This is a genomic window from Enterobacter sp. Bisph1 (assembly GCF_000814905.1).
Lineage (GTDB): Bacteria > Pseudomonadota > Gammaproteobacteria > Enterobacterales > Enterobacteriaceae > Kosakonia.
This window is the reverse complement of record NZ_JXAG01000034.1, coordinates 39,320-52,778: the sequence shown is the minus strand read 5'-3', so window position 1 is coordinate 52,778 and position 13,459 is coordinate 39,320. Positions and strand designations below refer to the sequence as shown.

Sequence of the window (13,459 nt, the reverse complement as noted above, 5' to 3'; positions counted from 1 at the left end):
AACCTCAGCTTTGCGCCACTTTACGCGGGATAAACTCGTTGGCAACCGTTTCGCCCTGCTGCTGCAACGGTTGCGGCTGCGGGATTTGCGGGATAGCGACATCGAGATGAGGAAACAGCAGTTCACCAACCCGGTACGCCTCTTCCAGATGCGGATAACCGGAAAGAATAAAACTGTCGATACCGAGGGCGGCATACTCATTAATACGCGCCGCGACCGTTGGGCCATCGCCCACCAGGGCGGTTCCCGCGCCGCCGCGCACCAGGCCAACGCCCGCCCACAGGTTGGGGCTGATCTCCAGCTTATCGCGCTTGCCGCCGTGCAGCGCCGCCATGCGCTGCTGCCCCACGGAATCCTGACGAGAGAAGGCCGCCTGGGCTTTGGCGATGGTGTCGTCATCGAGATGGGATATCAGGTTGTCCGCTGCCTGCCAGGCTTCGGCATTGGTTTCCCGCACAATCACATGCAGGCGAATTCCGAAACGCACTTTACGCCCGTGCGCGGCAGCTTTAGCGCGAACCTGCGCGATCTTCTCTTTGACCTCATTGGGCGGCTCGCCCCAGGTGAGATAGAGATCGACCTGCTCTGCGGCAAGATCTTGCGCCACATCGGACGAACCACCGAAATAGAGCGGCGGTCGCGGTTGTTGTACCGGCGGGAAAAAGAGTTTCGCCCCGCGGACATGAATATGCTTGCCCGCAAAATCGACTGTCTCCCCCTCCAGCAGACGACGCCAGACGTGGGTGAACTCCGATGAAGCTTCGTAGCGGGCAGTATGATCGAGGAATACGCCGTCACCGGCTAATTCTTGTGGATCGCTGCCGGTCACCAGGTTAAACAGCGCCCGTCCGTTAGAGAGTCTGTCCAGCGTGGCGGCCTGGCGGGCAGCCACCGTTGGTGAGGTGACGCTGGGGCGCAGGGCGACGAGGAACTTCAGCCGCTGTGTGACGGGAATAAGCGATGCGGCGACCAGCCATGCATCTTCGCAAGAGCGCCCGGTCGGGATCAGCACGCCGCTAAATCCCAAACGATCTGCGGCCTGAGCGATTTGCTGCAAATAGGCATGATCGACCGGACGCGATCCGTGATCGGTGCCTAAGTAGTGTCCATCGCCGTGGGTCGGTAAAAACCAGAACAGATTCAGGCTCATGATTTCGCTCCTTGTGGGGTCGGTTGCCAGATACGGCTGCGGATATCGACTTTTTTCGGTAATAAACGGTTCTCATAAAAGAGATCGGCGGTTTGCTGTTGCAATGCGGCTATGGCGTCATCCACCGGGGAAATTTTGGTCGGCGGTCGGTGATCGAAATAGGTGGCAATCACCGGCTGCGGCAGCCCGAGAGTTTTGGCAAACAGCGCGACGCTCTCGTCTCGCTGGCTCAGGGTGAGCGCATCGGCTTCGCTAAAAGTATTTAATACACCCTGAATAAAGGTGCCGTGCTGTTCGGCATAGGTGCGCGAGGCGAGATAAAAAGAGCCGGTCTGTTTCAGGCTGCTACCGTCTTTTAACACTCGCACACCGCCTTGCAGCAGGGCCGCCGAGTAGTAGGGATCCCAAATCGCCCACGCATCCACATTGCCTTGCTGGAAAGCCGCCCGTGCATCGGCGGGAGTCAGGAAAACGGGTTGAATATCGTTGAATGTTAGTCCGGCCTGTTGCAGCGCACGCAGCAGTAAATTGTGGGAACTGGAACCTTTCTGGAAAGCGACTTTATGTCCTTTCAGATCGGCCACGGTTTTGATCGGGCTACTCTCAGCAACAAGAATGACTTCCGCTTTTGGCTTCGGAGGCTCAACGCCCACATACAGCAGATCCGCGCCTGCGGCCTGGGCGAAAATCGGCGGAATATCGCCGGTGCTGGCAAGATCGATACTGCCAATATTCAGCGCTTCAAGCATTTGCGGACCGGCGGGAAATTCCGTCCAGCTAATTTTGGTGTTCGGGTAGCGTTTCTCCAGCAGCTGATGGGTTTTCGCCAGCACCATACTAACGCTGCCTTTTTGGTAGCCAATGCGTAAACTCTCCGCTGCCGGTTCGGCGGCGTGACTCCAGGCAGAAAGGGTTAATAAACCTGCTAATGCCAATCGGTGTGCAGGGTAGCGAAAGAGATTAAACATGCACGACTCCTTGCGGCTGTTGAAACACGGGAGCCTGGATATCCCGGCGATGCAGGGCCTGCCAGAACGTTTCCAGCGCGCTATCGAGCCGCGTTTGCAGATGGGGCGTAAGGTTGGGTTTATGCTGGTAATCCAGCACCTGGCCGTCATCGGCGAAGACGCCGTGCAGGATCTCTTGTGCTTTCAACGCGCTGAGTACCGGCTTTAAGGCATAATCGACCGCCAGCATATGCGCCACGGTTCCGCCGGTTGCCAGCGGCAGCACCACTTTCCCCGCCAGCGCGCGTTCGGGCAGCAGGTCAAGCAGGGTTTTCAGCGCGCCGGAGTAAGCGGCTTTATAAATCGGCGTGGCGACAATCAGCCCATCCGCCTCGCGAAGCTGGTCAGTAAAGGTTTGCAGCGCCGGGCTGTCAAAGCGGGCATAGATAAGATCTTCCGGGGCAAAATTGTGCAAATGCCAGTGACAGACCTCGATATCCTGCGCTTGTAAGCGTTCGCGGGCATATTCCAGCAACGCGCTGGAGCGGGAGGGAAAGCGCGGGCTTCCGGCCAGGGTAACAACTCTCATAATCGCTCCTTATAACCAATTGTTTGCGTTTAGATAACATCTATAACAATTTCACGCAGTGTGGCAGAGTCGATTTATTCCGCTAAATGATTTATTCGCGCAAAATTTGCCGAAATTTGTATAAAGCAGGAGAAAGAAGGAAAACGATTGCGTCGATCGCGCTTTTTTTGCCGCAGGTCAATTCCCTTTCGCAGACGAATGAAAGATAATACGCCCCCGGTTTGCAACCGGGAATCCAGGAGAGTTCATGTACTACCCCTTCGTTCGTAAAGCCCTTTTCCAGCTCGATCCTGAGCGCGCTCATGAATTTACGTTCCAGCAACTGCGCCGTATTACCGGCACCTCGTTTCAGGCTCTGGTGCGTCAGCGCGTCCCGGAAAAACCCGTCAAATGCATGGGACTGACCTTTAAAAACCCGTTGGGCTTAGCGGCCGGGCTGGATAAAAACGGTGAGTGTATTGATGCGTTCGGTGCGATGGGGTTTGGCGCCATCGAGATCGGTACCGTTACGCCACGCCCGCAGCCGGGCAATGACAAGCCGCGGATCTTTCGTCTTGTCGATGCCGAAGGGCTGATCAACCGCATGGGCTTTAATAATCTCGGCGTTGATAACCTGGTTGAGAACGTTAAAAAATCCCACTTCGACGGTGTGCTGGGTATTAATATTGGCAAAAACAAAGATACGCCCGTTGAGCAAGGTAAAGATGACTACCTGATTTGCATGGAAAAAATCTATGCCTACGCCGGTTATATCGCCATCAATATCTCTTCGCCCAATACGCCCGGTCTGCGCTCGCTGCAATATGGCGAAGCGCTGGACGATCTTCTAACGGCAATTAAGAATAAACAGCAAGCTTTACAAACTTTACATCATAAATATGTGCCGGTTGCGGTGAAGATCGCCCCGGATCTTTCTGAGGAAGAATTGATCCAAGTAGCAGACAGTTTAGTACGTCATAATATCGATGGCGTTATTGCCACAAATACCACCCTTGATCGCTCGTTGGTGCAGGGAATGAAACATTGCGATGAAACCGGTGGCTTAAGCGGACGCCCGCTGCAATTAAAGAGTACCGAAATTATCCGAAGGCTGTCGCAAGAATTAAACGGACGCTTGCCGATTATTGGCGTGGGCGGTATCGACTCGGTGATAGCGGCTCGCGAGAAGATGGCTGCCGGTGCGTCGCTGGTGCAAATTTATTCGGGTTTTATTTTTAAAGGCCCACCGCTGATTAAAGAAATCATTACCCATATCTAATCTTTTACCCCATCTTGTGTAACCAGGGCTTTATTTCCCGCCCTGGTTGTTTTATATTCCACGACTGTTGCTAATTTATACATTTTAGTCTTTTATTATTTAGGTAATAAACGAAGCGGTAAACAGGATGAAAAAACAACAGGATGTTTAGGGGTAGGGGAGAGGAAAATGCGAATTAAACCTGACGATAATTGGCGCTGGTATTTTGATGAAGAGCACGATCGTATGATGCTCGACCTTGCCAATGGCATGTTATTTCGCTCCCGTTTCGCCCGTAAAATGCTGACCCCGGACGCCTTTTCGCCGTCTGGTTTCTGCGTGGATGATGCGGCGCTCTTTTTCTCCTTCGAAGAAAAATGCCGCAATATACCGCTGTCAAACGAACAGCGCGCTGAACTGGTGCTCAATGCGCTGGTGGCGATTCGCTTCCTCAAACCGCAAATGCCAAAAAGCTGGCACTTTCTGACGCATAAAGCGTTGTGGTTCCCCCAGACGGGCGAAGGCGCATGCGTCTGGCTAAGCGACACGCAGGAGTGCGTCAACTTGCTGGTGGTGGAACCGGGTGATAACGCGTCGCTGTGCCTGCTGGCTCAGCCCGGCGTGGTGATTGCCGGGCGCACGATGCAGCTGGGTGACGCGATTAAGATTATGAACGATCGCCTCAAACCGCAATTTCACGCCGCCGAAATGCACCTCGAGCAGGCGGTTTAAGCCTCCAGCCGCAGCGCTGTTTTTGGAATACAGCTACAGCAAAGAACGGACCCTTCCTCTGCAATAGCGGATTGCTTCAGCGCCGTCACTTCTCCCGCCACTAAACGAATCCGGCAGCAGCCACAAATGCCCGCGCGGCATGAGTAGGGCACGCGAATACCCTGATTCTCCAGCTGCTCCAGCAACACTTGTTGGTTATTACCAAGAAAGGTCTGCCCCTGCCAGGTAATCTCGACGGTGCCGGCGGGTTGTTCCGGTTGTGCAAGGGGTTCTTCAACGTGACCCGCGCCGTAAGCTTTCGCCGGTGCCGTTGCCAGAATAGCCACTTCGTCGCCGACGCGAATCACGCCGCTATTACGGGCAATCAGATTTTGGCCGAAATCGACATCGCCATTATCCTTGGCGGTACGAAAACGTTGCAAGGTAGCGAGCGGCTCGCCGGCAGGGTGTTTTTGCCCGCGCTCCGGGCTCACCGTGGTGAAGATGCAGCGGCTGCAGGGTTTAACCACGTCAAAAACCACTTCACCAATGCGGATCACTTTCCAGCCGTCTTCTTCCCACGGCTGCGCACCTGTGACCACCAGGTTCGGACGAAACTGCTCCATCTTCACGCTGGCCGGACAGCGGTTTTGGAGATCACGCAGCGAGGCTTCATTCGTCAGCAAATAGGGGAAGCCGTCGGCAAAGGAGAGCGGCACGGCATCAAAGCGTTTAACCCGGCGGGTTAGCTCTGGCCCAACCCAGCGCAGCTGTACCTCACGGGCAAAAAAACCGCTTAGCCAGGTGTTAATCGCTGCGGGGGCGATAAGGGCGGTAAAATGGTTGCCCCATACTTCCGTCGGTGCCGCATCCGTTGAAAAATCCGTAAAGCGGATCACCGCGCTGCTGCCGTCCGGCGCGGTCAGATGCAGACCATCGGTCAAAGGCGAGGGCGTAAAGCGCACCATCTGCGGATACTGGCGCGCGGTAATAAAGGTGCCATCGGGTTGGGTGATCATAAAAACCCGATCGAAAGCGAAGCCGCTGATATCAGCAAACCCATGGGTCAGACCGATTGCGCGCATTGATTTGACCGGATGAATAAAAAGACGTGAAAGCGTTGGCACGTCTTCCCCCTGTAAGATGAAAATTAGCCTTCAACTTTATGACATGCTCGCCAGATTAGCTATAATGCGCCTCAATTTTCGTAAAGTGTAAGTGACATGATGATTTCTCTGTTTGCCAGTACGGCCCGTGGGCTGGAAGAGCTGTTAAAAACTGAACTGGAAAAACTCGGTGCCGTTGAGTGCCGGGTAGTTCAGGGTGGTGTCCATTTTGAAGGGGACACGCGGCTCCTCTACCAAAGCCTGATGTGGAGTCGTCTGGCTTCGCGCATTATGCTGCCGCTCGGGGAGTGCAAGGTTTACAGCGATCTTGATCTCTATCTGGGCGTGCAGGCGATCAACTGGACAGAGATATTCAATCCTGACGCGACCTTCGCCGTCCATTTTAGCGGCCTGAACGATGAGATCCGCAACAGCCAGTACGGCGCGTTGAAGGTCAAAGATGCAATCGTTGACAGCTTTACCCGCAAAAATCTGCCGCGTCCCAATGTTGAACGCGAGTTGCCCGATCTGCGTATCAACGTCTGGCTGAACCAGGAAACCGCTAATATCTCTTTGGATTTAAGCGGCGAAGGTTTGCATCTGCGCGGTTACCGCGATCGTGCCGGTATGGCGCCGATCAAAGAGAATCTGGCGGCGGCGATTGTGATGCGTTCCGGCTGGCAGCAAGGCACGCCCTTGCTGGACCCAATGTGTGGTTCCGGCACGCTGCTGATTGAAGCGGCGATGGCGGCAACGGATCGTGCACCGGGCCTGCACCGTACCCACTGGGGTTTTGGTGGCTGGGCACAGCACGATGAAGCGGTATGGAGTGAGGTGAAAGCCGACGCGCAAACCCGCGCCCGCAAAGGGCTGGCTGATTATCCTTCCCGTTTCTACGGTTCCGACAGCGATGCGCGCGTGATTGAGATTGCGCGTAAAAACGCCCGCCGCGCCGGGATTGGCGAGCTGATAACGTTCGAGGTGAAAGATGTTGCTCAACTGAGCAATCCGCTGCCAAAAGGTCCGTACGGCACGGTAATCAGTAACCCGCCTTATGGCGAACGTCTGGAGAGTGAACCGGCGCTGATCGCCCTGCACAGCCTGCTGGGTCGTCTGCTGAAAGCCCAGTTCGGCGGCTGGACGCTGTCGCTGTTTAGCGCCTCTGTCGATCTGCTGAATTGCCTGCAACTGCGCGCCGAGCGCCAGTTCAAAGCGAAGAATGGCCCGCTGGATTGTGTGCAGAAAAACTACCATCTGGCGGAAAATACCGGCGAGGCGAAAGCGCCAGCCATGGCGGAAGATTACGCGAACCGCCTGCGCAAGAATGTTAAAAAGCTGGAAAAATGGGCGCGTCAGGAAGGCATCGAGTGCTATCGCCTGTATGATGCGGATCTGCCGGATTACAACGTGGCGGTTGACCGTTATGCCGACTGGGTGGTGGTGCAGGAGTATGCCGCACCGAAAACCATCGATGCGCAAAAAGCGCGCCAGCGTCTGTTCGATATTATTGCCGCGACGATTCATGTACTCGGCATTGCGCCTAATAAGCTGGTGCTGAAAACCCGTGAACGGCAGAAAGGGAATAACCAGTATCAGAAGATGAACGAGAAGGGCGACTTTATGGAAGTGAGCGAATATAACGCTCGTCTGTGGGTTAACCTGACGGATTATCTTGATACCGGTCTGTTCCTCGATCACCGTATCGCTCGCCGTATGCTCGGCCAAATGAGTAAAGGCAAAGATTTCCTCAACCTCTTTTCTTATACCGGCAGCGCCAGCGTGCATGCCGGGCTGGGCGGCGCGCGCTCGACGACCACCATTGATATGTCGCGCACCTATCTGGAGTGGGCGGAGCGCAACCTGCGCCTGAATGGTTTGAGCGGGCGTGCGCATCGTTTGATCCAGGCGGATTGCCTTGGGTGGCTGCGTGAAACCGATGAGCAGTTCGACTTAATTTTTATCGATCCGCCAACCTTCTCCAACTCCAAGCGTATGGAAGACTCGTTCGATGTGCAGCGCGACCATATGCGGCTGATGGAAGATCTCAAACGTCTGCTGCGTAAAGGCGGCACGATTATGTTTTCCAATAACAAACGCGGTTTCCGTATGGATCTCGACGGGTTGGCGAAGCTGGGACTTCAGGCACAAGAAATTACCCAAAAAACGCAGTCGCAGGATTTTGCCCGCAACCGTCAGATCCACAACTGCTGGCTGATTACCGCAGCCTGAAAGGATAAATAAATGTCATTAATCAGTATGCATGGCGCGTGGCTGTCGTACAGCGACGCGCCCCTTCTTGATAATGCCGAGCTGCATATCGAAGAAAACGAACGCGTGTGTCTTGTCGGGCGTAACGGCGCGGGTAAATCAACGCTGATGAAGATCCTCAACCGGGAAGTGAGCCTGGATGATGGTCGCATCGTTTATGAACAAGATTTGGTGGTGGCGCGTCTGCAACAGGATCCGCCGCGGGATGTGACCGGCAGCGTGTACGATTTTGTCGCGGAAGGCATTGAAGAGCAGGCGGAATATCTCAAGCGCTACCACGATGTTTCCCATCTGGTGATGAGCGATCCGAGCGATAAAAACCTTGCCGAACTGGCTCGCGTGCAGGAGATGCTCGATCACCACGGATTGTGGCAGCTGGAAAACCGTATCAACGAAGTGCTGGCGCAGCTTGGGCTGACGGCGGATATGTCGCTGTCTGCACTTTCCGGCGGCTGGCTGCGTAAAGCGGCGCTCGGGCGTGCGCTGGTCAGCGGCCCGCGCGTGCTGCTGCTCGACGAACCGACTAACCACCTTGATATTGAAACCATCGACTGGCTGGAAGGATTCCTGAAATCCTTCGGCGGCACCATTATCTTTATCTCGCACGATCGTTCGTTTATTCGCAATATGGCGACGCGCATCGTTGACCTCGATCGCGGCAAACTGGTCTCTTATCCGGGCAATTACGATCAGTACCTGCTGGAGAAAGAAGAAGCGCTGCGCGTTGAAGATCTGCAAAATGCCGAGTTCGATCGCAAACTGGCGCAGGAAGAAGTGTGGATCCGTCAGGGCATTAAAGCACGTCGTACCCGTAACGAAGGCCGTGTGCGTGCGCTAAAAGCAATGCGTCGCGAACGCAGCGAGCGCCGCGAAGTGATGGGCAGCGCGAAAATGCAGGTGGAAGAAGCGTCACGCTCCGGCAAAATCGTCTTCGAAATGGAGAACGTTAACTACGCCGTCGATGGCAAAGTGCTGGTCCGCGACTTCTCCTCGCAGGTACAGCGCAGCGACAAAATTGCCCTGATTGGCCCCAACGGCTGCGGCAAAACCACGCTGCTGAAGCTGATGCTCGATCAACTGAAGGCCGATAGCGGGCGTGTCCACGTCGGCACCAAACTGGAAGTGGCCTATTTCGATCAGCACCGTGCCGAGCTGGATCCGGACAAAACCGTGATGGACAACCTGGCGGAAGGCAAGCAGGAAGTGATGGTCAACGGCAAGCCGCGCCATATTCTCGGTTATTTACAGGACTTCTTATTCCATCCGAAACGGGCGATGACGCCGGTGCGTGCGCTCTCGGGCGGGGAACGTAACCGACTGTTGCTGGCGCGTTTGTTCCTGAAACCCAGCAACCTGCTGATTCTCGATGAGCCGACCAACGATCTGGATGTTGAAACCCTCGAACTGCTGGAAGAGCTTATCGATAGCTATCAAGGCACCGTTCTGCTAGTGAGCCACGACCGTCAGTTTGTGGATAATACGGTGACCGAATGCTGGATCTTTGAAGGCGAAGGCCGCATTGGGCAATACGTTGGCGGCTATCACGATGCCCGCGGGCAACAGGCGGCATCAACACTGCATAAGCAGGAAGCGGCTAAAAAAAGTGTAGAAGTTCCCGCTGCCAAAGCAGACACTGTCAAACGCGGTAGTAGCAAACTAAGCTATAACCTGCAACGCGAGCTGGAACAGCTACCGCAAAAGCTGGAACAGCTGGAGGCTCAGCTGGAAAATCTGCAGGCGCAGGTTGCCGACGCCAGTTTCTTTAGCCAGCCGCACGATCATACGCAGAAAGTCTTAGCCGATATGGCTTCGGCGGAGCAGGCGCTTGAAGAAGCATTTGAACGCTGGGAGTATCTGGAGGCCATGAAAAGCGGCGCATAAAGGGAGTCTGTATGTGTGAACACCACCACACCACTCGCCACATTCTTTGTTCGCAATGTGACATGCTGGTGGCGTTACCGCCGCTGCAACATGGACATAAAGCGGTCTGTCCACGCTGTGGGACAACCTTGACGACCCAGTGGGACGCGCCCCGGCAGCGTCCCACTGCTTATGCTATTGTCGCGTTGTTTATGCTGCTGCTCTCCAACCTCTTTCCCTTTGTCAATATGCAAGTGGCGGGGGTTGTCAGTGAAGTGACACTGCTGGAAATTCCCGGCGTCCTGTTTTCAGAAAATTACGCCAGCCTCGGTACCTTCTTTCTGCTGTTCGTGCAGTTGGTGCCCGCATTTTGTCTGGTGACGATCCTGCTGCTGGTTAACCGTGTACCGATGGATTTTCGCCTGAAGGTCGGTCTGGCTCGTATCTTTTTTAAGTTGAAAAGCTGGGGCATGGCGGAAATTTTCCTCGCCGGCGTGCTGGTGAGTTTTGTCAAACTAATGGCCTACGGCGACATTGGCATTGGCAGCAGTTTTATTCCCTGGTGCCTGTTCTGCCTGTTACAGCTGCGCGCGTTTCAGTGCGTTGACCGTCACTGGCTATGGGATGACATCGCACCCGCACCGCAAGTGACGCGAAATTTACACGTCGGTGTGCCAGGCATTCGTCAGGGGCTGCGCTCCTGCGCATGTTGTACGGCGATAGTCGACAACGAACAGCTGATTTGCCCGCGCTGCACTACCCGCGGACACGCCCGTCGTCGCCACAGTATTCAGTGGACGCTTGCGCTACTGACGACCGCTATCATGCTCTATTTCCCGGCCAATATTTTGCCGATCATGGTAACGGATCTGCTGGGCGATCGTATGCCGTCGACCATTATCGCCGGGGTAATTCTGTTATGGAGCGAAGGCTCTTATCCGGTCGCGCTGGTGATTTTTATCGCCAGTATTATGGTGCCGACGTTAAAAATGATCGGTATCGCCTGGCTCTGTCTCGATGCCAAAGGGCACGGTAAGCGCGACAGTGAGCGCATGCATTTTATTTATGAAGTGGTGGAATTTGTTGGGCGCTGGTCAATGATTGACGTTTTTGTCATTGCCGTTCTGTCGGCGCTGGTTCGCATGGGCGGACTGATGAATATTTATCCGGCGATGGGTGCGCTAATGTTTGCGCTGGTCGTTATTATCACGATGTTTGCGGCAATGACTTTCGATCCGCGCCTTAATTGGGATCGTGAGCCGTTAACGCGCCATGAGGAGCCGTTGAAACATGGAGAATAAAAGTGGGGAAGCCAGGGTGCAAAAGGTGAGAAATTGGTCGCCGGTGTGGATTTTCCCGATTGTCACGGCGCTGATTGGTGCCTGGGTGCTGTTCTATCACTACAGCCATCAAGGCCCGGTAGTTACCCTGATCACCAATAATGCAGAAGGCATTATTGGCGGGAAAACAACCATTAAAAGCCGTAGCGTCGATGTCGGCGTGGTTGAGAGAACGACGCTCACCGACGATCTCAATCACGTTGAGATAACCGCACGGCTGAATTCGGGCATGGAAAAACTCCTGCACGGCGACTCGGCTTTCTGGGTGGTTAAACCGCAGGTCGGGCGGGAAGGGATTAGCGGGCTGGGTACGCTGCTTTCAGGGGCGTATATCGAGCTTCAGCCCGGCGCGAAAGGCAGTGCGCCGGAACAGTATACGTTGCTGGAATCACCGCCGCTGGCACCGCCGGATGCAAAAGGGATTCGCCTGATCCTCGATAGCAATAAAGCGGGACAGTTGACCGCCGGCGACCCGGTATTATTCCGTGGTTATCGCGTGGGTTCGGTGGAGACCAGCACCTTTGATACGCAAAAGCGCACCATGAGCTATCAGCTGTTTATCAACGCACCAAACGATCGACTGGTTACCAGCAATGTGCGTTTCTGGAAAGACAGCGGCATCGCGGTCGATCTGACGTCCGCCGGGATGCGGGTTGAGATGGGATCGTTGACGACGCTGTTTGGCGGCGGTGTCAGTTTTGATGTGCCGGAAGGACTGGAACTCGGTCAGCCGGTCGCGGAAAAAACGGCGTTTAAACTGTATGACGATCAGCGCAGCATCCAGGATTCCCTCTATACCGACCACATTGATTATCTGCTGTTCTTTAAAGATTCCATTCGTGGCTTGCAGCCTGGCGCGCCGGTAGAGTTTCGCGGCATTCGCCTGGGTACGGTCAGCAAGGTACCGTTCTTTACTAAAAGCATGCAGCAATCCTTGAATGATGATTACCGTATTCCGATCCTGATCCGCATTGAACCGCAACGTATTGCCAATCAGTTTGGTGAAGATCCGAATATGCCCGAGCATCTTAAAGAACTGCTGAAGCGCGGCCTGCGGGCTTCGCTGAAAACGGGAAATATCGTCACCGGCGCGCTGTATGTCGATTTGGACTTCTATAACAATGCGCCGCCTGTGGGAAATATGCATGAATATGCCGGTTATCCGATTATCCCGACGATGAGCGGTGGGCTGGCGCAGATCCAGCAGCGTCTGATGGATACGCTGGATAAGATCAACAACTTGCCGTTGAATCCAATGATCCAGCAGGCAACAACAACGCTGTCTGAAAGCCAGAAAACGCTGAAACGCCTGCAAACGACGCTGGATAATCTCAACAAATTAACCGCCAGCCAGTCGATGCAGCAGCTGCCTGCAGATATGCAAAGCACGTTACGCGAGCTTAATCGCAGTATGCAGGGCTTCCAGCCGGGATCGGCGGCGTATAACAAAATGGTGACGGATATGCAGCGACTCGATCAGGTTTTACGCGAACTGCAACCGGTGCTGAAAACCCTTAACGATAAGAGCAATGCGCTGGTGTTTGAAGCGAAAAGGAAAGACGATCCGCAGCCGAAGAGGGCGAAACAATGAAGAAAAGCGCATTAGTCGGTCTGGCGTTGCTGCTGGCAGGCTGCGGTAGCGGCGGTGACAATAAAAGCTACTATCAGCTCCCTTCACCCACTCAGTTCAAAGGGGAAACGGTGGCGGGGCAGAATCAGGGCGGCCGCCAGTTATGGGTGGAGCAGGTTTCGGTACCGGATTTCCTCGCAGGCACCGGCGTGGTGTATCAAACCAGCGATGTGCAGTATGTTATCGCCACCAACAATCTGTGGGCCAGTCCGCTCGATCAGCAACTGCGCAATACGCTGGTGGCGGGTCTGAGCAATCAACTGCCCGGCTGGGTTGTGGCTTCTCAGCCGCTGGGCAGTGAACAAGATACGCTCAATGTTACGGTGACGGGCTTTCATGGCCGTTACGATGGCAGCGTCATTATCAGCGGCGAATGGTTGCTCAAGCACCAGGGTCAGTTGATCAAGCGGCCGTTCCATATTGAGCTAAAACAGGAACAAGATGGCTATGACGAGATGGTGAAAATGTTAGCGCAGGGCTGGCAGCAAGAAGCCAGGCAGATTGCGACTGAGATTAATCGTCTGCCATAAGAAAATAGAACGATAACAACAGCCGCTATACGCAGACGCGATAGCGGTTTTTTTTATCTTATCCCTCAGATCATTAGTTGTGCCGGCTCAC

11 protein-coding genes are annotated in these 13,459 nt (G+C 54.7%); 7 read left to right on the top strand and 4 right to left on the bottom strand.

From position 1 onward, the window contains the following. Nucleotides 1–4: 4 nt before the first annotated feature. Genes ssuD through ssuE form a run of 3 tightly spaced genes read right to left on the bottom strand, consistent with a single transcriptional unit; the run spans nucleotide 5 to nucleotide 2,686 of the window. A complete protein-coding gene (gene ssuD / locus RW65_RS08705; protein ID WP_039056331.1) occupies nucleotides 5–1,150 on the bottom strand; it encodes an FMNH2-dependent alkanesulfonate monooxygenase in 1,146 nt (381 codons plus the stop codon). Beyond that, nucleotides 1,147–2,118: a sulfonate ABC transporter substrate-binding protein gene (locus RW65_RS08700; protein WP_039056330.1), complete on the bottom strand. Its 972-nt coding sequence runs from the start codon at nucleotides 2,116–2,118 to the stop codon at nucleotides 1,147–1,149. The genes ssuD and RW65_RS08700 overlap by 4 nt, the downstream gene beginning before the upstream one ends. Continuing rightward, nucleotides 2,111–2,686: an NADPH-dependent FMN reductase gene (gene ssuE, locus RW65_RS08695; RefSeq protein WP_039056329.1), complete on the bottom strand. Its 576-nt coding sequence runs from the start codon at nucleotides 2,684–2,686 to the stop codon at nucleotides 2,111–2,113. The genes RW65_RS08700 and ssuE overlap by 8 nt, the downstream gene beginning before the upstream one ends. 247 nt (nucleotides 2,687–2,933) lie before the next feature. Between ssuE and pyrD the strand changes: the two genes are divergently transcribed. Both pyrD and zapC read left to right on the top strand, forming a co-directional pair. Next, nucleotides 2,934–3,944 (top strand): quinone-dependent dihydroorotate dehydrogenase, encoded by a 1,011-nt coding sequence (gene pyrD, locus RW65_RS08690; RefSeq protein ID WP_039056328.1) that lies wholly within the window; start codon nucleotides 2,934–2,936, stop codon nucleotides 3,942–3,944. Nucleotides 3,945–4,112: 168 nt separating this feature from the next. Further along, complete coding sequence (zapC, locus tag RW65_RS08685; RefSeq protein WP_039056327.1) at nucleotides 4,113–4,655, top strand: cell division protein ZapC; 543 nt, start codon at nucleotides 4,113–4,115, stop codon at nucleotides 4,653–4,655. Here the strand turns inward: zapC and RW65_RS08680 are convergent. Beyond that, a complete protein-coding gene (locus RW65_RS08680; protein ID WP_039056326.1) occupies nucleotides 4,652–5,761 on the bottom strand; it encodes a YcbX family protein in 1,110 nt (369 codons plus the stop codon). The genes zapC and RW65_RS08680 overlap by 4 nt on opposite strands. A 99-nt stretch (nucleotides 5,762–5,860) precedes the next feature. On the opposite strand from RW65_RS08680, the gene rlmKL reads away from it, so the two are divergent. Genes rlmKL through pqiC form a run of 5 tightly spaced genes read left to right on the top strand, consistent with a single transcriptional unit; the run spans nucleotide 5,861 to nucleotide 13,368 of the window. Then, nucleotides 5,861–7,969, top strand: coding sequence for a bifunctional 23S rRNA (guanine(2069)-N(7))-methyltransferase RlmK/23S rRNA (guanine(2445)-N(2))-methyltransferase RlmL (rlmKL, locus tag RW65_RS08675; RefSeq protein WP_039056441.1), 2,109 nt, complete (start codon nucleotides 5,861–5,863; stop codon nucleotides 7,967–7,969). A 12-nt stretch (nucleotides 7,970–7,981) separates the two neighbouring features. Then, a complete protein-coding gene (locus RW65_RS08670) occupies nucleotides 7,982–9,889 on the top strand; it encodes an ABC transporter ATP-binding protein (RefSeq protein WP_039056325.1) in 1,908 nt (635 codons plus the stop codon). 11 nt (nucleotides 9,890–9,900) lie between these two features. Beyond that, the gene (gene pqiA / locus RW65_RS08665; protein WP_039056324.1) at nucleotides 9,901–11,169 is read left to right on the top strand and encodes a membrane integrity-associated transporter subunit PqiA; all 1,269 of its coding nucleotides are present in this window, start codon (nucleotides 9,901–9,903) and stop codon (nucleotides 11,167–11,169) included. Then, entirely contained in the window at nucleotides 11,159–12,799 is a 1,641-nt protein-coding gene (gene pqiB / locus RW65_RS08660) for an intermembrane transport protein PqiB (protein ID WP_039056323.1), read from the top strand. The genes pqiA and pqiB overlap by 11 nt, the downstream gene beginning before the upstream one ends. Then, complete coding sequence (gene pqiC, locus RW65_RS08655; protein WP_039056322.1) at nucleotides 12,796–13,368, top strand: membrane integrity-associated transporter subunit PqiC; 573 nt, start codon at nucleotides 12,796–12,798, stop codon at nucleotides 13,366–13,368. Before pqiB ends, pqiC begins: the two co-directional genes overlap by 4 nt. Nucleotides 13,369–13,459: the final 91 nt, after the last annotated feature.

Coding starts and splice junctions, on each gene's coding strand:
- ssuD (WP_039056331.1), bottom strand. CDS start 1,150: ATGAGCCTGAATCTGTTCTGGTTTTTACCGACCCACGGCGATGGACAC.
- RW65_RS08700 (WP_039056330.1), bottom strand. CDS start 2,118: ATGTTTAATCTCTTTCGCTACCCTGCACACCGATTGGCATTAGCAGGT.
- ssuE (WP_039056329.1), bottom strand. CDS start 2,686: ATGAGAGTTGTTACCCTGGCCGGAAGCCCGCGCTTTCCCTCCCGCTCC.
- pyrD (WP_039056328.1), top strand. CDS start 2,934: ATGTACTACCCCTTCGTTCGTAAAGCCCTTTTCCAGCTCGATCCTGAG.
- zapC (WP_039056327.1), top strand. CDS start 4,113: ATGCGAATTAAACCTGACGATAATTGGCGCTGGTATTTTGATGAAGAG.
- rlmKL (WP_039056441.1), top strand. CDS start 5,861: ATGATTTCTCTGTTTGCCAGTACGGCCCGTGGGCTGGAAGAGCTGTTA.
- RW65_RS08670 (WP_039056325.1), top strand. CDS start 7,982: ATGTCATTAATCAGTATGCATGGCGCGTGGCTGTCGTACAGCGACGCG.
- pqiA (WP_039056324.1), top strand. CDS start 9,901: ATGTGTGAACACCACCACACCACTCGCCACATTCTTTGTTCGCAATGT.
- pqiB (WP_039056323.1), top strand. CDS start 11,159: ATGGAGAATAAAAGTGGGGAAGCCAGGGTGCAAAAGGTGAGAAATTGG.
- pqiC (WP_039056322.1), top strand. CDS start 12,796: ATGAAGAAAAGCGCATTAGTCGGTCTGGCGTTGCTGCTGGCAGGCTGC.